This is a genomic window from Bradyrhizobium sediminis (genome assembly GCF_018736085.1).
Lineage (GTDB): Bacteria > Pseudomonadota > Alphaproteobacteria > Rhizobiales > Xanthobacteraceae > Bradyrhizobium > Bradyrhizobium sediminis.
Genome location: NZ_CP076134.1, coordinates 4410432 through 4430677, shown reverse-complemented (window position 1 = coordinate 4430677; position 20246 = coordinate 4410432). Strand labels below are relative to the sequence as shown.

Below are 20246 nucleotides of genomic sequence, written 5' to 3'. Positions count from 1 at the left end.
GATGTCATGCCGCCGCAAATGACACAGCCCGCAACGACTGAAATCACCTACCGCGATGCGATGCGCGAAGCGATCCGCGATGCATTGCACCGGGATGACCGCGTATTCCTGATGGGCGAGGATGTCGGCCGTTACGGCGGCTGCTACGGGGTGAGCAAGGGACTGTTGGCGGAATTCGGCGCGGAACGGATCCGCGATACGCCGCTGTCGGAATCCGGGTTTACCGGTGCCGGCATCGGTGCGGCGATGGCCGGCATGCGGCCGATCGTCGAGCTGATGACGGTGAATTTCAGCCTGCTTGCGCTTGATCAGATCCTCAATACCGCGGCCACGGTGCGGCACATGTCGGGAAACCAGTTCGGCGTGCCGCTCGTCATTCGCATGGCGACCGGCGCCGGCCGCCAGCTGGCGGCCCAGCATTCGCACAGCCTCGAAGGCTGGTATGCGCATATTCCCGGCATCAAGGTGCTGGCGCCGGCGACCGTGGAAGATGCGCGCGGCATGTTGTGGACTGCCTTGCAGGATCCCGATCCGGTGCTGATCTTCGAAAACGTCATGCTCTACGGCATGGCCGGCAGGCTGACGGCGGACGCGGGTCCGGTTGATATCGCCAGGGCCGCTGTTCGCCGCCCCGGGCGCGACATCTCGCTCATCACCTATGGCGGCTCGCTGTGGAAGACGCTCGAAGCCGCGGCGGTGCTGGCCGGCGAGAACATCGATGCCGAAGTGATCGATCTGCGCAGCCTGAGGCCGCTCGACGACGCAACCATCATGACCTCGGTCGCCAGGACGCGCCGGGCCGTCATCATCGACGAAGGCTGGCGCAGCGGCAGCCTGTCGGCGGAAATCGGCATGCGTATCGTCGAGCAGGCATTCTGGGAACTGGACGCCCCCATCGGCCGCGTGTGCAGCGCGGAGGTGCCGATACCCTACGCCCGGCACCTCGAGAACGCAGCGATCCCGCAGGTGCCCGGCATCGTCGCGGCCGCCAAAGCCGCGCTTGGGCGAGTATAGGCCGTGGCCGAGTTCCGCATGCCCTCCCTCGGCGCCGACATGGAAGCGGGCAAGCTGGTGGAGTGGCTGGTCAAGCCGGGCGATCGGGTCAAACGCGGCGATATCGTTGCCGTGGTCGAAACCCAGAAAGGCGCGATCGAGATCGAAATCTTCGAGACCGGCAGGATCGAGCAGATTCTGGTCGGTCTCAACACCGAAGTGCCGGTCGGGACGCCGTTGGCGCGAATTCAAACCGAACTCGAGGCAATGGCCGGCACGGCAGCCGCCGCTCCGCCGCCGTCGGCTCCGGCCGTCCCGGTCGCCGCTCCGCCTTCGATGCCGGCGCCGGTTGCGCCATCACCGCCGCCGGCGCCACTGCCACCGCTTGCCGCACCAGCCGCTGCGGCGCGCGCGCGGGTGTCACCCGCCGCGCGGCGGCTCGCCGAGGCGCACGCGATCGATCTCGCGACGGTGACCGGAAGCGGTCCGGCGGGGGCGATCGTCTATGCCGACGTCGAGCGCCGTCTCGGCGCACCCGTCGCTCGAGCGGAAAAGAAGCGCGCACCCGGGCTCGATCTCGACGCCATGCGAACGGCCATCGCCGCCGCCATGGCGCGATCGAAGCGGGAAATCCCGCATTATTATCTCGAGCATCAGGTCGACGTCACCGCCAGCGAGCAATGGCTGGCCAGTATCAATGCTGCGCGGCCGCCCGACGGCCGCCTGCTGATCGGCGCGCTGATGATCAGATCGGTGGCGCTGGCCGCGCGCCGCTTTCCCGCCTTCAACGGCTTTTACCGCGACGGCAAATTCGAGCCGTCGCGCGCGGTGCATGTCGGCGTTGCCATCGCCATTCGCGGCGGCGGGCTGGCGGCGCCGGCGCTGCATGACGCCGACCATATCCCGCTCGACGAGCTGATGGCGCGCATGCGCGACCTCGTTCAGCGTACCCGGTCCGGCCGGATTCGCAGTTCGGAGATTTCCGATCCGACGATTACGGTGACGTCTCTGGGGGAACGCGGTGTCGAAACACTTTACGGCATCATCTATCCGCCGCAGGTGGCGATTGCCGGGTTCGGCAGGGTGGTGACGCGGCCCTGGGTTGTCGACGGCGCCATCGGACCGCGTTCGGTGGTCAGCATCACGCTGTCTGCCGATCACCGGGTCAGCGACGGACACGCCGGCGCGCTGTTTTTGGCCGAGATCGGCAGGCTGCTGCAGGAGCCCGACAAGCTATGAATGACCTCGAGATTCGCAAAGTGGTGAAGGAAGAGCTCAACAACATCGCACCCGAAGTCGATCTGGCGGCGATCGACCCTGCCGCGGACTTGCGCGAGGCTCTCGACATCGATTCCATGGATTTCCTGAATTTCGTCACCGCCATCCATCATCGCCTCGGCGTCGACATCCCCGAACTCGACTATCCGAAGCTCATCACGCTCGACGGGGCAGTCGCCTATCTCGCGGCGCGTCTCGGGTCGATCAAGAAACAATAGGTGATGGGTTCCGGCTGCTATCCGTTGCACGGCGGCATCATCTGCGACATCTGGCCCAAGCAATTTTATCGCGGCGTTGCAGCCGGTTGGGTGGAAGCCTGTGGCGGTCCGCGATGCTCATGCGGGCTACCTGCTCGCGCAGAGTATGTCCCTTACCTCGTGCAGGCTAGAGCTCACGCCGGCGCACAAGCTGCGGATATCATCGCTCGGGGCCAGGGCGTCGGGGACCATGATTGTCATGGCTCCGGCGGCATGGGCAGCCCTGACGCCGTTGAAGGAGTCCTCAAGAACGACGCAGTCGCGCGGCGCGACGGCAAGGCGGGAGGCGGCTTCCAGATGGAGGTCCGGGTGCGGCTTTCCGCGCGCCACCTCATCCCGTCCGGCCACATGGCGGAAGTAATGGCTGATGCCGTTTGCCTCTAAATGATGCATTGCCTCTGACCGCTTCATTGAGGTTGCAACCGCCAAGGGCGTTCCCTGCCGGGACAAAGCCTCGAGCAACTCGATGGCTCCGGCCTTCAACGGGATGCCGGCTGCGAGCATCGGCGCAAGACGGGCCGACATCGTGGAGAAGTAGGCTGCGACCGGGAAGCCTGTGCCCAGGTCCGCGATCAGGCGCGCTTCCAGCTCTGAGCCAAGCAGACCTGCGAGCGACAGTACATATTGTCGCGATACCGGATGTTCGACGTCCAGCCCCGCCTGAACCATCGCCGCCGCATAAACCGGGATCGTGTCGATCAGCAGGCCATCCATATCGAAGATGACCGCCCGAGGCTGACGCGGAAGCTGCACGACACGTCCTTTTCTGATGCGCCTGAAAGCCCGCAAGGCGCGGATGGCTCAGCGTAGTCCGCCATTCACTTGTCATAAAGGCCCGCAAGCGCGCGCGACGCATAGGAGCCCGCCGCTTTCACCGGTCCGCGGAGGCTGTTCCAATCGGATTTGCCCGTGTAGGCTTCCGCTCCTGCCGGCCGGAAGGTGAACCAATAATCACAGGGCGCGAGCAGACAGGGGGGACGGCAAACAACCATGACCGATATCCGATATTTGGCGCCTGGCACGCTCGACGAGGCGATCAAGGCATTTGCCGCGGCCGGAAGCGCCGCGCGCATCCTGGCCGGCGGCACCGATCTCTTGGTACAGATGCGATCCGGTGCCGTGAAGCCGGGTGTGATCGTCGACATCAAGAAAATCGCCGAAATGACGGCCATCGAAGAGACCGCCGGCGGCGGTTTCCGCATCGGCGCCGCCGTGGCCGGCGCGGTGCTGGGCGAACATCCGCGCTTCGGCAAGGTCTGGCCCGGCGTGCTGGAGGCCGTCAACCTGATCGGTTCCACCCAGGTCCAGGGCCGGGCCTCGGCGGGCGGCAATCTCTGCAACGGCTCACCGGCCGGCGACAGCGTGCCGGCGATGGTCGCAGCCGGCGCCGTCGTCACGCTGCAGGGCCCGAACGGCCGCCGCGAACTGCCGGTCGAGAAAGTGCCGGCCGGCCCCGGCCGCACCAATCTTCTGCCCGGCGAAATCCTGGTCAGCTTCACGCTGCCACAGCGGCCGCCGGGTTCTTCCGACGCCTATTTGCGCATGATCCCGCGCACCGAGATGGACATTGCGGTGGTCGGCGTCGGCGTCAGTCTCACCTTGAAGGACGGCGTCTGCACCGCCGCGCGGGTCGGGCTCGGCGCGGTGGCGCCGACCGTGCTTCTGGTCGAGGCCGCCGCCAAGGCCCTGATCGGCAGCAAGCTCGATGACGCGGCGCTGAATGCCGCGGCCGCCGCCTGTTCCGCCGCCTGCCGTCCGATCGACGACAAGCGCGGCACCATTGCCTACCGAACCAAAGTCGCCGGCGTGCTGTTGAAGCGCACGGTTGCGATCGCCGCCAAGCGCGCCGGAGGAAAGTGAGACCATGGCCAAGCTGCACGTTTCCACCACCATCAACGGCGAGCCGATGGAGTTCCTCTGCGAGCCCAGCGACACCATGCTCGACGCCTTGCGCGGGCCGCTCGCGCTGACCGGCTCCAAGGAGGGCTGCGCGTCCGGCGATTGCGGCGCCTGCTCGATCACACTGGACGACCGCCTGGTCTGTTCCTGCCTGATGCTCGCCGTTGAATCCGAAGGCCGCGAGATCCGTACCATCGAGGGCATGGCCCACGGCGACAAACTGCATCCGCTGCAGCAGAAATTCCTGGAAGTGGCGGCGCTGCAATGCGGCATCTGCACCCCGGGCATGCTGGTCGCTTCCGACGCGCTGCTGCGGCAGAATCCGCGGCCGAGCGAGGAGGAGGTGCGGTTCTGGCTCGCCGGCAATCTGTGCCGGTGCACCGGTTACGACAAGATCGTGCGCGCGGTGCTGGAAACAGCCGCGGAAACGCGGGAGCAAGGAACTAGGGAGTCCCGGCAATGAACGTCATCGCCAACAACAAGTGGATCGGCCAGCGCACCATCAGGCCTGACGGCGTCGACAAGGTGACGGGGCGCGCCGGCTATGCCGCCGACACCACCATGCCCGGCATGATCTGGGGCAAGATCCTGCGCAGCCCGCATCCGCATGCGCGCATCCGCGGCATCAATACCGCGAAGGCCGAGGCGCTGCCCGGCGTCAAGGCGGTGGTCACCGCGCGCGACATCGTCGACTTCCCGGTCGACAAGTCCGTGATGCTCGGCATCCAGGACATGCGCTGGATGTGCCGTAACGTGATGGCGCGCGAGAAGGCGCTGTTCCCCGGCCACCCCGTGGCGGCGGTCGCCGCCACCTCCGAGGCGATCGCGGCCAGGGCCTGCGAGTTGATCGAGGTGGATTACGAAGTGCTTCCGTGGTCAATCGAGATTGACGACGCGATTCTGCCCGACGCGCCGATCCTGCATGACTTCATCAAGTTCGAGGGCAAGCCCTCCAACATCGCCGGCCGAATGGAAATCAAGAAGGGCGAGATCGCCGAAGGCTTCAAGCAGGCCGAAGTGGTGGTCGAGCGCAGCTTCGCCACCCGCCCGGTGCATCAGGGCTATATCGAGCCGCACGCCTGCCTCGTCAGCGTCGCCGCCGACAACAAGACCACGATCTGGAGCTCGAGCCAGGGCCAGTTCATGGTGCGCGCGATGACCGCGCATCTGTCCGGCATTCCCCAGAGCGACATCCGTGCCATTCCCGCCGAAATCGGCGGCGGCTTCGGCGGCAAGACCATCGTCTATCTCGAGCCGCTCGCGACCTTGCTGGCGAAAAAATCCGGCCGGCCGGTGAAGATGGTGATGACCCGCGAGGAAGTGATGCGGTCGACCGGGCCGACGTCGGGCTCCAAGAGCACGGTGAAGATCGGCGCCAAAAAGGACGGCACCATCGTCGCGGCGCAAGGCACCTTCTATCTGCAGGCCGGCGGGCTGCCGGGCTCGCCGATCCGCGGCGCGGTCGGCTGCAGCTTCTCGCCCTACGACATCCCGAACGTGCTGTCGGTCGGCTTCGACGTCGTCTCCAACCGCTCCAAGGTGGCCGCCTATCGCGCGCCCGGCGCGCCGATCGGGGCGTACGCGGTGGAGTGCGTGCTCGACGAGCTCGCCGAGGCGCTGAAGATGGATCCCCTGGAGCTGCGGCTGAAGAACGCCGCCAGGCAGGGCACCAAGGCCGCGCACGGCCCGGTATTCCCGCGCATCGGCTATGTCGAGACGCTGCAGGCGGCGAAGGCGCATCCGCACTACACCGCACCGCTCGGCAAGTATCAGGGCCGCGGCGTAGCTTCCGGTTTCTGGTTCAACGCCGGCGGTGAATCCAGCGCGCAAGTCAACATCACCGAGGACGGCAACGTCGTGGTCACCACGGGCCATCCCGATATCGGCGGCTCGCGGGCGGCGATCGCCAACATCTGCGCCGAACTGCTCGGCATCGACTACCGCCGCGTCTCGGTCTTGATCGGCGACACCGCCACCGTCGGCTTCTCCAACCTCACCGGCGGCAGCCGCGTGTTGTTTGCCTCCGCGATGGTGGTGACGCAGTCGACCGAAAAGATCATCGCTACCTTGCGCGAGCGCGCCGCAAAGATCTGGGAGATCGATCCGGAAGCGGTGAAATGGGAAAACGGCGCGGCACATCCGGCGAGCCCCAACGCCGGCCAGTTCGAGCCGCTGACGCTGGCCCAGCTTGCGGAAAAGGCGCCGCAGATGGGCGGGCCGATCGGCGCCGGCGTGCAGCTCAACACCGAGGGCGCCGAAGGCGGCTTCGGCACCCACATCTGCGATGTCGAGGTCGATGTCGAACTCGGCATCGTGCGCGTGATCCGCTACACTGCGGTGCAGGACGTCGGCCGCGCCATCCATCCGAGCTATGTCGAGGGCCAGATGCAGGGCGGCGTCGCCCAGGGCATCGGCTGGGCGCTCAACGAAGAGTACATCTACAACAGGGATGGCAAGGTCGATAACCCCGGCTTCCTCGACTACCGCATGCCGGTCTGCTCGGATCTTCCGATGCTGGATACAGTGATGGTCGAAGTGCCGAACCCGAAGCATCCGCAAGGCGTCAAGGGCGTTGGCGAAGTGCCGCTGGTCCCGGTGATGGCCGCAGTCGCCAACGCCATCCACAACGCGCTCGGCAAACGCTTTTACAGTTTGCCGATGTCGCCGCCGAAGGTGTTGCAGGTGCTTGAAGGTAAGGGGTGAGGCGGCCGGACGCCGGCCGTTCCGGCGTTCACCGATCGAGGATCATGCGCGGGCCAGCGGACGCGATTTGTCAGGCGGCGCGTTCACGATCGCTCAGTTCGGCGATCGCGGCCGCGATCCACTTGTCCAATTCCTGGTGGGATATGTCCTGTTTGGCCTTGGCTATCTTCAAGGCCTCGAGATCCGGTCCCGTCGCGTCTTCCGGCGACAGGGAGTCTTCACGCAAGCGAACGCGGTCCGTCTTCATTTCTTCCCCCGAAATACGAGATACAAATTCTCGGGCACCAACAACGCCGCGGATTTAGTCTGCCGATAGCGGCAGAAATTTGCAGAAAAAAAGACAGCGTCGATTTTTTTGACCCGGCGGGATATGACGTGGATCGCCGTGCGAACCGGAAGCATGTGCAAATGGTGATGCTGCGGGGGGCAGGCTGATGAACATGACCGATTCCGAGAAAGCCGCCAAAGTCATCGAAGCCCTGAAGGCCGCCGAGGGCGAGCCGGCGCAGATCGCGCTGCCGATCCTGAATGGACTGGTCGGGCTGGTGCAGGGCGGCGGCGAAGCGCCGCTGGAATTCGAGGAGGCGCGATCGGGCGCGTTCCTCGCGATCTGCGAAATCGGCAAGGCGCTGCATCGCGGCCAGCCCGCCGATCAACTGTGGGCGCCGGCGATCGCGGCGGCGGAACGGTGGCAGGCGCTGGCGAGGTGATGGTACCTCGTCAACGAGAGTGACAAGCCTGACCCAAGGGGTGGATTGACGAGGCGTGGTTCGCCTTCAACGACGATGGGGTTGCTGCTCGGGCTTCCACTCGCGCGCGAGCTTCTGCGCTTGGGCCAACTGCGTTGGGGTCATGCGCCTGGCGAGTATGTCGCGAGTTCTTGCCGCCTCCTGGTTGCCCTGTGCAACCGACAGGCTGAACCATGCATGTGCGAGAACCTTGTTCTGCGCCACGCCGCGACCGTTGTCGTACATGATCCCGAGATTGAACTGGGCTGTCGGATGGCCCTGGTCCGCAGCGAGGCGGTACCACTTTGCTGCCTCAGCGTCATCCTGCGCTACGCCCCGGCCTTTCTCGTAAATGGTGCCGAGACTGAACTGAGCGTTGCCGTTTCCCTGGTCGGCCATCTGACGATAGAGACGCAGCGCCGTCGCGTAGTCACCGCCATCATACGCAGCGCCAGCATCTTCGAACGGCCCCGCATCCGCGATCGCGGAAAAGCTCCACGACAGAATTATGATTGCGAAGATTTTCCTGAATGCGCGAGTCATGGCTTTCGACGATCATAAAATGGCGGCCGCGGTCGTCTCATCTATCGGTGATGAATTCCGGGAGGTTTGGATAGTCAGAAGAGGCGCGCGTCGATGCCGGCATTCCATCTGTGAGGGCTCGATCGATCAGGCATCCGCCGACCCCGCACATTGCCTGCGAGATCAGGTCGCCGTTTTCTGCAAATCCGACGGCCAGGGATTCAAATTGCGCGCGCGCCGCCCGCAGCGACGCGATCGGAACGAGAACGAGCGACTCCCCGATCGCCGCAAGACTGGATCGCAAATGCGCAAGCTCGGCGGTGGCTTCCGACAAAGCTGCTTCCGATCTTCCGACGAGAGCTGACAAGCATCGCACTTCCTCAAGGAAGGACGACCGGTCGATCGCCGATTGCCGCATGTTCTCAGCCAGCTCGGCTTCGAGCGTGATTACCCGGGATTTCAATTGACCGCCGGCGGTCTCGGCCGCTTTGTGCGATTCGATATTCGTCGCGCTTTCATTCTTTTCTTCCAGGAGCAATTGCTCCGTCTGCGCCAAGCGATCGATCAACGATTCGATCAGCGCAGCGGCGTTATCCAGACGAACGGCGTTTTGACCGACAGCGATCACTTCCGAGAATCGACGCAGGAATCCGACAGTCTCGGCGCTGTCGAAAATGGTTGCCGTCGGGCGGAATGTCAAAAGAGCTCCAGGCGTCATTTGTCAATTCCGAGCCAGCGCGGCAGTTGCGAGGAGCCGATGATTCGTTTTGGTTGATGGGGATTGAGTGTTCCAGCAGTGACGTCGTCACAACCATCGACCAGCCGCTCCGCAGCGAATTGTTTTGCCTCGAGCTCGGTCGCGAAGGTGCGTGATGCTCGCGCATACGCTTCCGGCAGTCCGTTTGGATGGCGAAAGGCGACGTACCACGTATCGCGGCGGATGCTGATTTTCCGGGGCACTGGATTCGTTCCAATCTAATGCGCAGAATAGCGATGGCTGTGGCACATGACGCGCGCGCCTCCCTCCCCTCCAGTTTCCTGGAGAGAAGGTCCAGCAAGGACATGCTGGAGTTCGGCAAGCCCGGCAATAGCCCGAAGCGACTAGTTCATCTCTCAGTGTTCAGCGTGAATCCGGTTTCGAGAAACCGGAACGGTCTAATCTCCAGATACCGCTCGCGCTCTGATCTCAGTGCCGGGATCTTGCAACAGCTTTGACGAAAGAAGAGCTGCCTGGGTGCGGCTCCTGAGATTCAAGGCTTGCAGGATCGCCGATACGTGCAGCTTGATGGTGTTGGGTGAAAGCAGCAGCGCCTTCGCCATCTCCTTGTTGGTCTTGCCTTCGCCCAGCAGACGCAGGACCTGCATCTGCCGTTTGCTCAATCGGGTGCGAACGAGGGTCATCTCGTCGTCTTTCTCTTGCGCCGCATCCTTCTCGCGCGAGGCGGTATCGTCGACGAACATTGTATTCAGTTGTGATGAGAGCGTTTCCAGCACGGAGCGCTCCAGGGCGCCGCCGATCGCGTCAATATTGGCGCCCGGGCGAATTCGCCCCTTCCGGTCCTCCTTGGCTTGCGCCCGTCGCGTGCCGCCCGGAAGCGGAAGCATCTCTGTGAGGTTGACGTGCACCAGGGCCACGCCGGCAGGCTTGTTGAGCGAGAGCGGTAACCCGATGAGGGAGAACCATCGTGCCCGTGTCGGCGAGTGACACGGATAAATATACGTCAAAAGATCAAGCTGACCCGCGAGCAATGCTTTCAGCTCACCCAGGAACCGACGTGAGCGGGGTAAGTCGGATGGGCAATGTTGCAGGTAGTTCGAGCCAATGCCGGAATTGGGAATGCGCAATCCGTTTTGTTGGCCGAATTGCTTCCATGTGTCATTGACCGCCACAATCGTTCCGGAAGCGTCAAGAATTGAGACGCTCGCAGGAAGCGATTTCAATCTCTCAAACGTGGCAATCTTGCTTTTCACAAAGGCCCCTGGTGCCTGCTTTTGCGATGTCATCCGCACGACGTTCGGCACGTTCTGAAAATCGGATTGCATGAAAACGGATAGTCGCTTTGGGCTATTGATTTATTTTCAGAAGACATGAAATTCGGCCTCCAACCATTGACGCAGATCAAGAGCGGGCGGACGAGTGGAATCAGTTCGGAAGCGTGTTCAAGCGGGCCCGTCGGATCTGGACAAGTTTGTCATCGAGCAGAATATCGCCCTGTATCGAAAGTTGCTCGAGAGCAAGGACGAGGCGCATCGTCCGGCGATCCTTAAGCTGCTGGCTGATGAAGTGGCCAAGCTGCGGAAGACGTGAAGCTATTTGTGCGGACGCTGTGTCGATACGGTTACGCCCTGACGGGTTCTTCGATACGAACTCGCGGTATCGACACAGGAGTTCGACGGTCCCGGTCGTGTGCCCCCTCCAAGACCGGGTTCGAACCGACGCCAGCCCTCCGCCCCAAGGGCCGGCGTCGGGCTTTTTGCAGCGGAGTGCTTGAGATGGATGCGATCACACGTTGTCGGGCGTTCGAAGCGTTCTGCCGCCAGCGCGCGAAGATGGCGGATGAAAACGAGCATTTCTGGCTGACACAGGCAGATAGCTGGGCAAAGCGCTTGTCAAACGGATCCATTGACGAATTGGAGGAAAGCAAGACTCCACCTAACGCCGCTCCCCCATGATGAAGGGGTAGGCTGCGCCGGAGTCTTTCATCGGGCAGCGCCTTGCGCGGGACCCGGTGGGCTGGCCCCGGCCTGTGCGCTATGCCGGCTTACTGTTTCTCGATTTTCGTGATGGTCTTGATCCCGCCGGTTTCGGTTGCGGAAAATGTGACCCTGTCGCCGGCGTGCAAGGCATCCAGCGAGACGCCCTTGAGCTTGAACTCGGTGGCAACGCCGCCAGTACTGGCTCCGACGGTGCCGCTTGGCGTCTGTCGAATCGCGACGGTCCCGTGGATCCGGTCGAGGACCGTGATCATTCCCGTTCCCGTCGTTACCTGCTGGGCCAAAGTCGCCGAACCGATCAAAGCGAGCACCGCGGAACTCGCCAAGGCGATCTTCGCAATTTTCATGGAAGCCTCCGGAAGGTTGGCACGTCTGAGATAAGCCGCCATGAGCGGATTTGTTCCCGCGCCGGGCGTTGGCAACCTTCATGGCCGGCGGCGAATGGCCAGTGAAATCGAGAATCTTCTCCAGCGCGTCGGCGGGCAGGGCGATGCCTTTGGGCGGTCGAGCGCTTCCTGCAGCGCGGGATACCGAAGCGCTTCATTCCCCGAAGGGGAGCGTCGCCTGATCTTCTGACCAATCAATGACCTCGAACATCATTCCGCGCCTTAGCATTTCAGACTCGAGATCCGCGGCGTGTACTTTCCATTCCGGGGTCTCCCTGACGCGAAACCTGCGTTCCTCGCCGAAACCGCCAAGTTCATCATCCGAGGCGAGAGCGCCCCGGACGCCCTCGTACATCATGGTAAGGCTGTCGTTCGTGAACGCTTGATAATTCATCGAACCTCCACCTCTTGAGAAAGCCGCCGCCGCCGCGGCGGTTCAGCGATCGCTTTACGCGATACTTGGCTACATCCGGAGGTAGCGCAAGTGGTGGACTCGAACGGTTAATCGAGGGTTTCCGGGTCCGCTTTGCAGCGCATCAAAGGCCAGCAGCAGGCTTCCCGAAATGCGGTCCCCCATTTGGGTCCATTTTCGTCGCAAATTCGCCCCCGACTCAATTCAGGGTGTTCGCGGGTAGGACGGATTTTGTTTTTGGAGTTCAGTCATGGAAATCGTGTACCCGTCACACCGCGACCGAGATTGCACCGATAAAAACCCGCATCTGGGTGACGACTATATGGACGATCTTCGGCCGTTGCTGGAAGAGAACGTCCGGCACGGAGCCGATAAACCGCGTGCGGGAAAAGCCAACGACGTTCTCGCATTACTCGAGGAGAACGCCCGGCTTCGAGGCCTCGTCGTCAGGCTGTCGAGCATCATCATCAAGAGCATCGCCGATCAAAAGTGATGTTGCCCGCTCTCGAACCTCTGCCGTAGGGCGTAAGGCGGACTAGCGCAGCGCGATCCGCGCCCTACGAGCTTGATGTGGCCTAGTGCGTCAGCTTCTTCCAGCCGGCGTGGTTGAAGTGCGCGCCATACTGGTCGAGCGCCTGCACGATCTTGACCGCACCCTGGTCGCGCCCTTTGTCCGCCTTCATGATCGCGATGCCGTCGAGGATCTGTTCCAGAACGACGTGAAGCTGGTGGTCGGCCGCCTCGGGCAGCTTGCAGTTCGCGGTGACATAATCGATCTGCCCTTGCACGCGTCCGGCCAACTGCTCGAAGTCTTCGGAAGAGAATTTGTTGCGATGAATGGGGGCGAGCGCGTCCGCCATGGCCGTGCGGATCTCGCTCATCCCCCGCCGTAAGGCCGCGTCGGTCGGCCATTTCTTGCCGTTGTCGAGCCTGATTTTCTCGGTTGCGGCGTGGGCGTGCGGCTCGGCCGCAACAACGCCGGTCGGGGCCGATGCCAGGCCGAATGCAATCAATCCCGACATCAACAATCTGGTGGTGAACATGCCGCGTATCCTCCCGGACCCATTGCGGGCCGTGAACGGTTTTCCTGACCGGAAGATAGGGAGCGTCCGCAAGCGGGAGTTTGCGCTGGCGCAATGTTCGGGACGAAATCAAGGAGCCGGCCATGGGTGACGAGGGAATGCCTTGGGCCTGCTTTCGATGATGCCGCGCTCCTGCCAATCGCTGAGTATGCGGCTACCGTATGGTGACTGGTGCCGGTCAAGACTGTGAGGCGTCCCGCCTTGCGGGACGTAGCGGGGCAATAGCGCCGGGGAGCAGTGGGTGCTCCGGCGGATTGATTATTGGTCGCCGCCATCTATGCTTGAAGATATTCCAGGGCATGGCGATGTGGTGGTTCAACAAGGGCAAGCGCATAGAAATCTGGGATGCAGACATCCAGTGGCCGATCGGCGATATTGAAGCGGTGCACAGGATACGCGACATCTGCGCTGCCGCTGCCGATAGTGCTGAAAAAGTTGGTGGCTTCGCTGACCGCGCGGACAATACGAAGAATACATACGAGGCCGAACGTTACGAACGCGCCGCCAAGGCCGCAATGGAAATCGCATTCAAGATTTCCGATGACCTGATGCGTGATTCCGCCGTGCGCCAGATCGTGAACTTGTGCGTGAAGGCCAACAATTTGAGGACAGCACGGATACTCCTTCGCGCAATTCAGTCCGCATCAATCAGGGAAGATGTGCTGAATGACCATCCGATACTAAGGCAATGAGTTGGCCGAAAAAGAGGATACATCGACATGGCTGACACCATCCCGGCTTCGGAGTTCACCCGGAATTTCGGCCGCTACCGAATGCTCGTCCAACGCGAGGCCGTGGCGGTATCGATTCACGGATCGATCGCCGGCTATTTCGTTGCGCCGGACGAGTACGAAGAATTCCGCCGCTTCAAGCAGCGCCGCCGCAGCTTTGCGACGGCCGAGTTGTCCGACGAAAGGGTTCGGGCGATCGTCTCTTCACGCGTGCCCGCAAGGTAAAGCTGACCTCGCGCGCGTGATCAGGCGGGCTTGCCCAGCACGCGCTCCCAGAACGCCAGCATGTCCGCCCGGAACAATTCGGCTTCGCCGTCGCGGCTGCCGATCTTGGCGCCCTTTCGTCCGTAGCCGGCCTTCAGCGCATGGACCATCAGGTCGCGATCGGTGAGTGCGGGATCGGGCGCGTCGCGGGTCGGATGGATCAGCGCGCCGTCGTCGGCGATGTAGGCGGTCGGAGCCGCCGGTGAAACCGAGGCGTCGGCGACATCGGTGATCGCGGTGCCGCGATCGAAGCTGTGATGCGCCCCCGCCACCAGCCGCATCGTGACATCGCCGCCCGCAAGACGGATCGCCTGGCAATGGGCCTGGACCTGCATCGGCGAGCACCACTCATCCGCATCTCCCATCAGCACCCGAACGGCGGTGGCGCCGACGCCGGGATCGCGGAACTGGTGTCCGCTCCAGGGATAGGCGGCGAGCACGCCTTGCAGTCCCGGGCCTGGCCCGATCACGGCGTCTGCGAAGCGGCGGGTCGCCGCGGTCAGCACCGCCGATCCGCCGCGGCTGTGTCCCTGCGCGCCGATCCGCGATGCATCGATCCCGGGCAGGGCGGCAAGCACCTTCCACGCCGCGAGCACGTCATAGGCGCTGGCGGCGAACGAGAACTGCGTCTGGTTGGCGACCGTGGAGGTGACGCCGCGCGCGCCGAAATTGTCGAGAACGAAAGTGGCGAATCCCGCGCAAGTGAGCGTCTCGGCGTGCGCGACATGTGACGGCGCGACGCCGAGGCTGCCCGGCACGATCATGACCAGCGGCAGTTTTCCTGCGCTGGCGCGCTGACCGGAGGCGGGCATGAACAATTTGCCGTCGATCGTGATCCGCGGCATCTCTGCAGGCTTGCTGATGACCTGATGATAATTGACCGGCGACGCGGATGGGATCTCGATGTTCCTGCCGGCGCCGAGTTCGCCGAAAGCAACCGTCTGGTCGCGGAATCGCGGCGGACCGGTGCGCTCATCTACAGTGGTCATGACAACTCCCTTGCGGCGCCGGTTCGTGATGCCGCCGGCGTTACGCTACCGAATGCAATCCGGCGGCAAAGGTCAATGCCGTTCTGCAAGGCAATCGGAAATCGCGTCGGCGCGGCCGGTCCGGGTCAGTTGGATGCCGGTGAAGCGGCGGGCTCCGGCGGGCACTCGCGAATGGTGGTGCGGGCGAGCTTGGCGTCGTCGAGCGATTTATAGGGGCCGCTCGAGAACCAGATGACGACGCCATCGATGACCGGGTTGGAGGTCACGATCTCGCATTTCCTGGTCGCGTAATTGCCGACGACCCAGTATCCGGAATATTCCGGCCAGCGCGCGAAACATGCGGTCGCGCCGGTAAAGGTCAGGGCGGCCAGCAGCAATGATCTGATAAAAAGCGATTTCATTGTCTTGCTCCTCGCTCGCAAGCTCGGGCAGGTAGTTCGCGGTAGCGTGAAACGTTCGGCTTGGCAATCTGCCGTCGTCGATCGTGGTAAATTCCAGAGCGCCCGAGACCGCGCATCTCTAATCGACTTCAATTTTTATTGCTCAAAATCGAACCCGGTTCGTGGCCTCGCTGCAATCGCGTCAACTCCGGATCAGCTGACGGCTCGCTTGAACGCCTCCTGTGCCGCCTGGTTGGCGCGATCGAACACGTTGCGCGTTTCCGTCAGGGCGGCGGTGAGGGCCGACCATGACTGGCTTCCCGCCTCGTTCAGCTTCCGGAGCTTTTCCTCCGCCGCAGCCGCATCGCTCTGCATGCGCTTCACATTGGCCTCGATTTCGCCGCGGCGTTCGGCGGCGAATTCGCCGGCGGCGGCGGCAAGCTTGTCGGCCGCCTCGCGCCACGATTTCACTTGGGCCTCGGCCTGTTGCTTGAATGTCGCCTGCCGCAGCTCGAACTGCTCGCCGTAATTCTCGACATATTTCTGCACCTCCGCCTCGAAGGCGCTCCAGTCCGCTTCCATCCTGGTCTTGGCGCTGGCCCAGGCCGCTTCGCTGGCGCCTGCCTGTTTCTTCACGGCTTCGCGGAAGGCATCACGACTCTTGGCTAACTCGGCCAGAACCTTGCCGGCCCGGTCGCGCGCATCGGCCTGCACCTCGGCGGCCTTGCCCTGCAGCGACGTCAGCGTGGCGTCCATTTCATCGAGCCGCTCCTTGGCCCAGTTGGTGAAGAAGTGAACATTGCCTTGCGTGCTCATTACTCGTCTCCATGAACTTTCCGGACGCCCGCCCGTCGCAGAGACTAGTCCGCCGAATGTCGTTCTTCTTGACGTGGATCAACGGCAGCCGGCGCAGCCCGGATCCGCCCGGTTCCCCACGCCTTCACTTGGGGCGAAACTCCTTGCACAGCCCGGGCGCTTCGCGCCGCCGGGGTGCGAAGGTGTGTCTGCAGATTGAGAATTGAATTGGTAACTCGCGCGACAAACTCTACGTCGTCCGTGCGAACGCAGGGACCCATAACTACAGCCGCCAACGATTGTGCAAGCCGTCCGACAGCGTCGTTTCAAAACAGGCGGCACGGCGTATGGGTCCCTGCGTTCGCACTATTGCATGCACACATCTTTTGGTCGGCTCGCCGCATCCGAGAAAAGTGCGAGTCTTTTCAATGATCCCCGCGCAACCCAGCCCGAGATCGGTCCAAAACAGGGGGTCATCTAAGTCCCTGTTTTAGATTCGGTTTTTGAGATGTGTGCATGCAATAGTGCGTTCGCAGGGACGACGAGTTGCGGTTTCGAGTGCTTGCCCTCTACAACTCCCTTGCATTGGAGAACGCAAACGAACTCACCCGCCGCGTGTTCTCGTCCAGGATCAGTGTGCGGGTGATCGGCGGCTCGGCGCGCTGGCTGCAGTTTTCGCGTTCGCAGAGCCGGCAGTTGACGCCGATCGGAGTGCCCTCGGCTTTTTCCAGATCCATGCCGGTGGCGTAGACCAGGCGCGAGGCATGGCGGATTTCGCAGCCGAGGCCGATCGCGAAACGAGGCTGCGGCTGCGGGTGCGGCGCCACCGGGCGGCGCACCATCTGCGCGATCGAGAAATACCTGTTGCCGTCGGGCAGTTCGATCACCTGCTTGAGCAGCCGGTCCGGTGTGTCGAAGGTCGAGTGCACGTTCCACAGCGGACAGGTGCCGCCGAATTTCGAGAACGGGAAGGTGCCGGAAGAAAACCGCTTGGAGACGTTGCCGGCATTGTCGACGCGCAGCATGAAGAACGGCACGCCGCGCGCATTGGGCCGCTGCAGCGTGGTCAGGCGATGACAGACCTGCTCGAAACCGGCGTTGAAGCGCTGCGCCAGCACGTTGACGTCGTAGCTCAACGATTCCGCCGCGCCGTGGAATGCCTGGTAGGGCATCATCGCGGCGGCGGCGAAATAATTTGCCAGCGTAATCCGGTAGAGCCGGCGCGGCGTGTCGTCGAGCGGGCCGGCGCGGCCGACGATGGCATCGAAAATGCCGCCGCATTCGGAAAGGCCGATCTGGAACGCGAGCTGGAACGCGCGGCCGGGGCCGTCGACCAGTTCGGAGATCAGGAGTTGCCTGCGATGCCGGTCGAACCGCCGCAGCGTCTCGCGCATGACGTCGACCGGCATGATACGGGTGACCACGGAATGCTTTTCACGCAAGCGCGTGGCGAGGGCGGAAAACAATTCCTCGGTCGCTGCGCTCAGCTCGTCGCGCAGGTTTTCCGCGGCGGTTTCGAGTTCGGGAAAATAATTGCGGTTGGCCTCGATCAGGTCGCGTACGCGCTCGATCGGATTGGCCTCGAAGCGCGCGCCCTCGTCGCGGTCGGCCATTTGCGCCGCGACCAGGGTCTCGCCGCGGCGAGCCTCGGTATAGGCGGCGTAGAGGCGCTGTAATGAATGTGTGACGCCCGGGCACAATTCGGCGAGATCGCGCAATTCCTGCTTCGGCAGGTCGATCTGCCGGAACAAGGGATCGGAGAAGATCTCGTTCAGTTCGGCGAAGAAGCGGTCCTCGTCGGCGGTGGCGAGATCGCGCAGATCGAGGTCATAGGTCTCCGCCAGCCGGAGCAGGATCTGCGCCGTCACCGGGCGCTGGTTTCGCTCTATCAGGTTGATATAGCTCGGGGAAATGCCCAACCCCTCGGCGATCTGGGTCTGCGACAGGCCGAGTTGCTGGCGGATGCGCCTGAAGCGGGGGCCGACGAACAGTTTCTTTCCGGAATCACTGGCCATGGCAGCCTTCCTGACTCATTTTGTGACAAAAATGACAAAATGACATCTATGACATGTTCGTATGTTACATCACATCACCATTAGATGACAAGCTATCTATACGAATTAGGAAGTTTGGCGTTTAGCTCTGGCCACGTTTCGCAATGCACTGTCACGAATGTCGATTGAAAGACTGGCGAAGACAGGTTCGCCACCGAAAGGATCACGCACATGAACTACCAGCCACGTGGGATCATTGACCAGGCCATCCAGGGACCGGCTTCCTATCTGAGCGAGGTTGGAGCTGCCGAGGCGCTCCTCAAGACCCAGCCGACCTGGAACGGCGTCACCGCCGAAGCCGTGGCGCGCATGCGTCTGCAGAACCGCTTCAAGACCGGCCTGGACGTCGCCCGGTACACCGCGGCGCTGATGCGCAGCGATATGGCTGCCTATGACGCCGATCCCACCAAGTACACCCAGTCGCTCGGTTGCTGGCATGGCTTCATCGCGCAGCAGAAGCTGATTTCGATCAAGAAGCATTTCGGCAAGACCGATCGTCGCTATCTGTATCTGTCCGGCTGGATGATCGCAGCACTTCGCTCCGAGTTCGGACCGCTTCCCGATCAGTCGATGCACGAGAAGACCTCGGTGCCGGCGCTGATCGAAGAGCTCTACACCTTCCTCCGTCAGGCGGACTCCCGTGAGCTCAACGATATCTTCCGCGCGCTCGACGCCGCCCGCAAGGCAGGCGACCAGGCGAAGGAAAAGGCGTTGATCGAAAAGGTCGACAATTTCCAGACGCATGTCGTGCCCGTCATCGCCGACATCGACGCCGGTTTTGGCAATGCGGAGGCGACCTATCTGCTCGCAAAGAAGATGATTGAAGCAGGTGCGTGCGCTCTGCAGATCGAAAATCAGGTCTCCGACGAAAAGCAGTGCGGCCACCAGGACGGCAAGGTGACCGTGCCGCACGAGGTGTTCCTGGCGAAGATCCGGGCCTGCCGCCATGCCTTCCTCGAACTGGGCGTCGAAGACGGCATCGTCGTGACCCGCACCGACTCGCTGGGTGCCGGTCTCACGCAGCAAATCGCCGTGAGCCACAAGCCCGGCGACCTCGGCGATCAGTACAACAGCTTCCTGGATTGCGAGGAAGTGACAGCCGCCAATGCCAGGAATGGCGATGTCATCATCAACCGCAACGGCAAGATGATGCGTCCGAAGCGGCTTGCCAGCAACCTCTATCAGTTCCGCGCCGGCACCGGCGAAGATCGTTGCGTGCTCGACTGCATCACCTCGCTGCAGAACGGCGCTGACCTGCTGTGGATCGAAACCGAGAAGCCGCATATCGAGCAGATCGCCAAGATGGTCGACCGCATTCGCGAGGTCATTCCGAACGCGAAGCTGGCCTACAACAACTCGCCCTCGTTCAACTGGACGCTCAATTTCCGTTGGCAGGTCTACGACGCGATGAAGGAAGCCGGCAAGGATGTCAGCAAGTACAATCGGGCCGACCTGATGAAGCCGGAATACGACGATACGCCGCTGGCCATTGAAGCCGACGAGCGCATCCGCACCTTCCAGGCCGATTCAGCAAAGCGTGCTGGCATCTTCCACCATCTGATCACGTTGCCGACCTATCATACGGCAGCTCTGTCGACTGATAATCTCGCGAAGGAGTATTTCGGCGAGCAGGGCATGCTGGGCTATGTGAAGAATGTTCAGCGCCAGGAGATTCGTCAGGGTATCGCCTGCGCCAAGCATCAGAACATGGCCGGCTCCGATATCGGCGACGATCACAAGGAATATTTCGCCGGTGAAGCCGCTCTGAAGGCGGGTGGGGCCCACAACACGATGAACCAGTTCGGCTAACGGTAACACCAGGAGACTATCATGACCAAAGGCAGCAATTTCTGGGTGATTGGCGGCGAGTTCGGCTCGATGAACTTCCACAAGCTCGTGGAAGGCTCGGCCCAGGTCAAAGGTCCGTTCAAGACCCGCAAGGAAGCCGAGGACTGCTGGCGGGAGGTCTCGGAAGAGAACCGCCACAAGGCCGGCGTGCGCTTCTCGATCGTGGAAGAGCCCGCCCGCGTCTCGGCCTGAGGCCTCACGGCTTAAGAA

27 protein-coding genes are annotated in these 20246 nt (G+C 62.7%); 14 read left to right on the top strand and 13 right to left on the bottom strand.

Annotation, left to right across the window (positions count from 1 at the left end; translation table 11 throughout):
* Positions 1 to 6: 6 nt before the first annotated feature.
* Genes KMZ29_RS21300 through KMZ29_RS21290 form a run of 3 tightly spaced genes read left to right on the top strand, consistent with a single transcriptional unit; the run spans position 7 to position 2489 of the window.
* Positions 7 to 1014, top strand: coding sequence for an alpha-ketoacid dehydrogenase subunit beta (locus KMZ29_RS21300; protein ID WP_249779750.1), 1008 nt, complete (start codon positions 7 to 9; stop codon positions 1012 to 1014).
* Positions 1015 to 1032: 18 nt separating this feature from the next.
* Positions 1033 to 2232: a dihydrolipoamide acetyltransferase family protein gene (locus KMZ29_RS21295; protein WP_215621060.1), complete on the top strand. Its 1200-nt coding sequence runs from the start codon at positions 1033 to 1035 to the stop codon at positions 2230 to 2232.
* Complete coding sequence (locus tag KMZ29_RS21290) at positions 2229 to 2489, top strand: acyl carrier protein (protein ID WP_215621059.1); 261 nt, start codon at positions 2229 to 2231, stop codon at positions 2487 to 2489. The genes KMZ29_RS21295 and KMZ29_RS21290 overlap by 4 nt, the downstream gene beginning before the upstream one ends.
* A gap of 126 nt (positions 2490 to 2615) precedes the next feature.
* Here the strand turns inward: KMZ29_RS21290 and KMZ29_RS21285 are convergent, their stop codons facing one another.
* Positions 2616 to 3281 carry an HAD family hydrolase gene (locus tag KMZ29_RS21285; protein WP_215621058.1) on the bottom strand — a complete coding sequence of 222 codons (666 nt, stop codon included), beginning with the start codon at positions 3279 to 3281 and terminating at the stop codon, positions 2616 to 2618.
* 246 nt (positions 3282 to 3527) lie between these two features.
* Here KMZ29_RS21285 and KMZ29_RS21280 point away from each other — a divergent pair, with 246 nt between their 5' ends.
* From KMZ29_RS21280 to KMZ29_RS21270, 3 genes are read left to right on the top strand one after another with little or no spacing between them, the layout of a single operon-like run.
* Positions 3528 to 4388 (top strand): FAD binding domain-containing protein, encoded by an 861-nt coding sequence (locus tag KMZ29_RS21280; RefSeq protein WP_215624361.1) that lies wholly within the window; start codon positions 3528 to 3530, stop codon positions 4386 to 4388.
* A 4-nt stretch (positions 4389 to 4392) separates the two neighbouring features.
* A complete protein-coding gene (locus tag KMZ29_RS21275; RefSeq protein WP_215621057.1) occupies positions 4393 to 4890 on the top strand; it encodes a (2Fe-2S)-binding protein in 498 nt (165 codons plus the stop codon).
* Complete coding sequence (locus tag KMZ29_RS21270; RefSeq protein ID WP_215621056.1) at positions 4887 to 7130, top strand: xanthine dehydrogenase family protein molybdopterin-binding subunit; 2244 nt, start codon at positions 4887 to 4889, stop codon at positions 7128 to 7130. Before KMZ29_RS21275 ends, KMZ29_RS21270 begins: the two co-directional genes overlap by 4 nt.
* A gap of 70 nt (positions 7131 to 7200) precedes the next feature.
* On the opposite strand, the gene KMZ29_RS21265 is transcribed toward KMZ29_RS21270, so the two are convergent.
* Positions 7201 to 7377, bottom strand: a complete 177-nt coding sequence (locus KMZ29_RS21265) for a hypothetical protein (RefSeq protein ID WP_215621055.1) — start codon at positions 7375 to 7377, stop codon at positions 7201 to 7203.
* 187 nt (positions 7378 to 7564) lie between these two features.
* Between KMZ29_RS21265 and KMZ29_RS21260 the strand changes: the two genes are divergently transcribed.
* The gene (locus KMZ29_RS21260) at positions 7565 to 7840 is read left to right on the top strand and encodes a hypothetical protein (RefSeq protein ID WP_369810041.1); all 276 of its coding nucleotides are present in this window, start codon (positions 7565 to 7567) and stop codon (positions 7838 to 7840) included.
* Positions 7841 to 7906: 66 nt separating this feature from the next.
* Here KMZ29_RS21260 and KMZ29_RS21255 read toward each other — a convergent pair whose 3' ends face one another.
* The 4 genes from KMZ29_RS21255 to KMZ29_RS21240 all read right to left on the bottom strand — a co-directional run bounded on the left by KMZ29_RS21255 (position 7907) and on the right by KMZ29_RS21240 (position 10423).
* Positions 7907 to 8401 (bottom strand): tetratricopeptide repeat protein, encoded by a 495-nt coding sequence (locus KMZ29_RS21255; RefSeq protein ID WP_215621054.1) that lies wholly within the window; start codon positions 8399 to 8401, stop codon positions 7907 to 7909.
* 37 nt (positions 8402 to 8438) lie between these two features.
* The gene (locus KMZ29_RS21250) at positions 8439 to 9098 is read right to left on the bottom strand and encodes a hypothetical protein (protein ID WP_215621053.1); all 660 of its coding nucleotides are present in this window, start codon (positions 9096 to 9098) and stop codon (positions 8439 to 8441) included.
* Positions 9095 to 9340, bottom strand: coding sequence for a hypothetical protein (locus KMZ29_RS21245; RefSeq protein WP_249779749.1), 246 nt, complete (start codon positions 9338 to 9340; stop codon positions 9095 to 9097). Before KMZ29_RS21245 ends, KMZ29_RS21250 begins: the two co-directional genes overlap by 4 nt.
* A 195-nt stretch (positions 9341 to 9535) precedes the next feature.
* The gene (locus KMZ29_RS21240; RefSeq protein WP_215621052.1) at positions 9536 to 10423 is read right to left on the bottom strand and encodes a response regulator transcription factor; all 888 of its coding nucleotides are present in this window, start codon (positions 10421 to 10423) and stop codon (positions 9536 to 9538) included.
* Positions 10424 to 10517: 94 nt separating this feature from the next.
* Between KMZ29_RS21240 and KMZ29_RS21235 the strand changes: the two genes are divergently transcribed.
* Both KMZ29_RS21235 and KMZ29_RS21230 read left to right on the top strand, forming a co-directional pair.
* On the top strand, positions 10518 to 10688 hold the full coding sequence (locus KMZ29_RS21235; RefSeq protein ID WP_215621051.1) for a hypothetical protein: 171 nt from the start codon (positions 10518 to 10520) through the stop codon (positions 10686 to 10688).
* 185 nt (positions 10689 to 10873) lie between these two features.
* The gene (locus tag KMZ29_RS21230; RefSeq protein WP_215621050.1) at positions 10874 to 11053 is read left to right on the top strand and encodes a hypothetical protein; all 180 of its coding nucleotides are present in this window, start codon (positions 10874 to 10876) and stop codon (positions 11051 to 11053) included.
* Positions 11054 to 11142: 89 nt separating this feature from the next.
* On the opposite strand, the gene KMZ29_RS21225 is transcribed toward KMZ29_RS21230, so the two are convergent.
* Together KMZ29_RS21225 and KMZ29_RS21220 are read right to left on the bottom strand one after the other, a co-directional pair.
* Positions 11143 to 11484, bottom strand: a complete 342-nt coding sequence (locus KMZ29_RS21225) for a copper-binding protein (RefSeq protein ID WP_249779748.1) — start codon at positions 11482 to 11484, stop codon at positions 11143 to 11145.
* A 151-nt stretch (positions 11485 to 11635) separates the two neighbouring features.
* A complete protein-coding gene (locus KMZ29_RS21220) occupies positions 11636 to 11875 on the bottom strand; it encodes a hypothetical protein (protein ID WP_215621049.1) in 240 nt (79 codons plus the stop codon).
* A 268-nt stretch (positions 11876 to 12143) separates the two neighbouring features.
* On the opposite strand from KMZ29_RS21220, the gene KMZ29_RS21215 reads away from it, so the two are divergent.
* Positions 12144 to 12386 (top strand): hypothetical protein, encoded by a 243-nt coding sequence (locus KMZ29_RS21215; RefSeq protein WP_215621048.1) that lies wholly within the window; start codon positions 12144 to 12146, stop codon positions 12384 to 12386.
* Between the two features lie 82 nt (positions 12387 to 12468).
* Here KMZ29_RS21215 and KMZ29_RS21210 read toward each other — a convergent pair whose 3' ends face one another.
* A complete protein-coding gene (locus tag KMZ29_RS21210) occupies positions 12469 to 12915 on the bottom strand; it encodes a hypothetical protein (protein ID WP_249779747.1) in 447 nt (148 codons plus the stop codon).
* Between the two features lie 359 nt (positions 12916 to 13274).
* On the opposite strand from KMZ29_RS21210, the gene KMZ29_RS21205 reads away from it, so the two are divergent.
* Complete coding sequence (locus tag KMZ29_RS21205) at positions 13275 to 13667, top strand: hypothetical protein (protein ID WP_369810040.1); 393 nt, start codon at positions 13275 to 13277, stop codon at positions 13665 to 13667.
* A gap of 27 nt (positions 13668 to 13694) precedes the next feature.
* Positions 13695 to 13931, top strand: a complete 237-nt coding sequence (locus KMZ29_RS21200; protein ID WP_215621046.1) for a type II toxin-antitoxin system Phd/YefM family antitoxin — start codon at positions 13695 to 13697, stop codon at positions 13929 to 13931.
* A gap of 20 nt (positions 13932 to 13951) precedes the next feature.
* Here KMZ29_RS21200 and KMZ29_RS21195 read toward each other — a convergent pair whose 3' ends face one another.
* From KMZ29_RS21195 to KMZ29_RS21180, 4 genes are all read right to left on the bottom strand, one after another.
* The gene (locus KMZ29_RS21195; RefSeq protein WP_215621045.1) at positions 13952 to 14959 is read right to left on the bottom strand and encodes a dienelactone hydrolase family protein; all 1008 of its coding nucleotides are present in this window, start codon (positions 14957 to 14959) and stop codon (positions 13952 to 13954) included.
* A 125-nt stretch (positions 14960 to 15084) separates the two neighbouring features.
* Entirely contained in the window at positions 15085 to 15360 is a 276-nt protein-coding gene (locus tag KMZ29_RS21190) for a hypothetical protein (RefSeq protein ID WP_215621044.1), read from the bottom strand.
* Between the two features lie 192 nt (positions 15361 to 15552).
* Positions 15553 to 16155 carry a sll1863 family stress response protein gene (locus KMZ29_RS21185; protein ID WP_215621043.1) on the bottom strand — a complete coding sequence of 201 codons (603 nt, stop codon included), beginning with the start codon at positions 16153 to 16155 and terminating at the stop codon, positions 15553 to 15555.
* Positions 16156 to 16703: 548 nt separating this feature from the next.
* Positions 16704 to 18149, bottom strand: a complete 1446-nt coding sequence (locus tag KMZ29_RS21180) for a helix-turn-helix domain-containing protein (protein ID WP_215621042.1) — start codon at positions 18147 to 18149, stop codon at positions 16704 to 16706.
* Between the two features lie 210 nt (positions 18150 to 18359).
* On the opposite strand from KMZ29_RS21180, the gene KMZ29_RS21175 reads away from it, so the two are divergent.
* The gene (locus KMZ29_RS21175; protein ID WP_215621041.1) at positions 18360 to 19997 is read left to right on the top strand and encodes an isocitrate lyase; all 1638 of its coding nucleotides are present in this window, start codon (positions 18360 to 18362) and stop codon (positions 19995 to 19997) included.
* 21 nt (positions 19998 to 20018) lie between these two features.
* A complete protein-coding gene (locus KMZ29_RS21170) occupies positions 20019 to 20228 on the top strand; it encodes a DUF4170 domain-containing protein (RefSeq protein WP_215615167.1) in 210 nt (69 codons plus the stop codon).
* Positions 20229 to 20246 lie beyond the last annotated feature (18 nt).

What these genes read in the sequence shown, in the direction of transcription:
- KMZ29_RS21265 (WP_215621055.1), bottom strand. Translation starts at nt 7,377, where the DNA reads ATGAAGACGGACCGCGTTCGCTTGCGTGAAGACTCCCTGTCGCCGGAA.
- KMZ29_RS21295 (WP_215621060.1), top strand. Translation starts at nt 1,033, where the DNA reads ATGCCCTCCCTCGGCGCCGACATGGAAGCGGGCAAGCTGGTGGAGTGG.
- KMZ29_RS21230 (WP_215621050.1), top strand. Translation starts at nt 10,874, where the DNA reads ATGGATGCGATCACACGTTGTCGGGCGTTCGAAGCGTTCTGCCGCCAG.
- KMZ29_RS21185 (WP_215621043.1), bottom strand. Translation starts at nt 16,155, where the DNA reads ATGAGCACGCAAGGCAATGTTCACTTCTTCACCAACTGGGCCAAGGAG.
- KMZ29_RS21215 (WP_215621048.1), top strand. Translation starts at nt 12,144, where the DNA reads ATGGAAATCGTGTACCCGTCACACCGCGACCGAGATTGCACCGATAAA.
- KMZ29_RS21200 (WP_215621046.1), top strand. Translation starts at nt 13,695, where the DNA reads ATGGCTGACACCATCCCGGCTTCGGAGTTCACCCGGAATTTCGGCCGC.
- KMZ29_RS21190 (WP_215621044.1), bottom strand. Translation starts at nt 15,360, where the DNA reads ATGAAATCGCTTTTTATCAGATCATTGCTGCTGGCCGCCCTGACCTTT.
- KMZ29_RS21210 (WP_249779747.1), bottom strand. Translation starts at nt 12,915, where the DNA reads ATGTCGGGATTGATTGCATTCGGCCTGGCATCGGCCCCGACCGGCGTT.
- KMZ29_RS21180 (WP_215621042.1), bottom strand. Translation starts at nt 18,149, where the DNA reads ATGGCCAGTGATTCCGGAAAGAAACTGTTCGTCGGCCCCCGCTTCAGG.
- KMZ29_RS21205 (WP_369810040.1), top strand. Translation starts at nt 13,275, where the DNA reads ATGGCGATGTGGTGGTTCAACAAGGGCAAGCGCATAGAAATCTGGGAT.
- KMZ29_RS21195 (WP_215621045.1), bottom strand. Translation starts at nt 14,959, where the DNA reads ATGACCACTGTAGATGAGCGCACCGGTCCGCCGCGATTCCGCGACCAG.
- KMZ29_RS21225 (WP_249779748.1), bottom strand. Translation starts at nt 11,484, where the DNA reads ATGGCGGCTTATCTCAGACGTGCCAACCTTCCGGAGGCTTCCATGAAA.
- KMZ29_RS21175 (WP_215621041.1), top strand. Translation starts at nt 18,360, where the DNA reads ATGAACTACCAGCCACGTGGGATCATTGACCAGGCCATCCAGGGACCG.
- KMZ29_RS21300 (WP_249779750.1), top strand. Translation starts at nt 7, where the DNA reads ATGCCGCCGCAAATGACACAGCCCGCAACGACTGAAATCACCTACCGC.
- KMZ29_RS21275 (WP_215621057.1), top strand. Translation starts at nt 4,393, where the DNA reads ATGGCCAAGCTGCACGTTTCCACCACCATCAACGGCGAGCCGATGGAG.
- KMZ29_RS21260 (WP_369810041.1), top strand. Translation starts at nt 7,565, where the DNA reads ATGAACATGACCGATTCCGAGAAAGCCGCCAAAGTCATCGAAGCCCTG.
- KMZ29_RS21270 (WP_215621056.1), top strand. Translation starts at nt 4,887, where the DNA reads ATGAACGTCATCGCCAACAACAAGTGGATCGGCCAGCGCACCATCAGG.
- KMZ29_RS21240 (WP_215621052.1), bottom strand. Translation starts at nt 10,423, where the DNA reads ATGCAATCCGATTTTCAGAACGTGCCGAACGTCGTGCGGATGACATCG.
- KMZ29_RS21250 (WP_215621053.1), bottom strand. Translation starts at nt 9,098, where the DNA reads ATGACGCCTGGAGCTCTTTTGACATTCCGCCCGACGGCAACCATTTTC.
- KMZ29_RS21170 (WP_215615167.1), top strand. Translation starts at nt 20,019, where the DNA reads ATGACCAAAGGCAGCAATTTCTGGGTGATTGGCGGCGAGTTCGGCTCG.
- KMZ29_RS21255 (WP_215621054.1), bottom strand. Translation starts at nt 8,401, where the DNA reads ATGACTCGCGCATTCAGGAAAATCTTCGCAATCATAATTCTGTCGTGG.
- KMZ29_RS21290 (WP_215621059.1), top strand. Translation starts at nt 2,229, where the DNA reads ATGAATGACCTCGAGATTCGCAAAGTGGTGAAGGAAGAGCTCAACAAC.
- KMZ29_RS21220 (WP_215621049.1), bottom strand. Translation starts at nt 11,875, where the DNA reads ATGAATTATCAAGCGTTCACGAACGACAGCCTTACCATGATGTACGAG.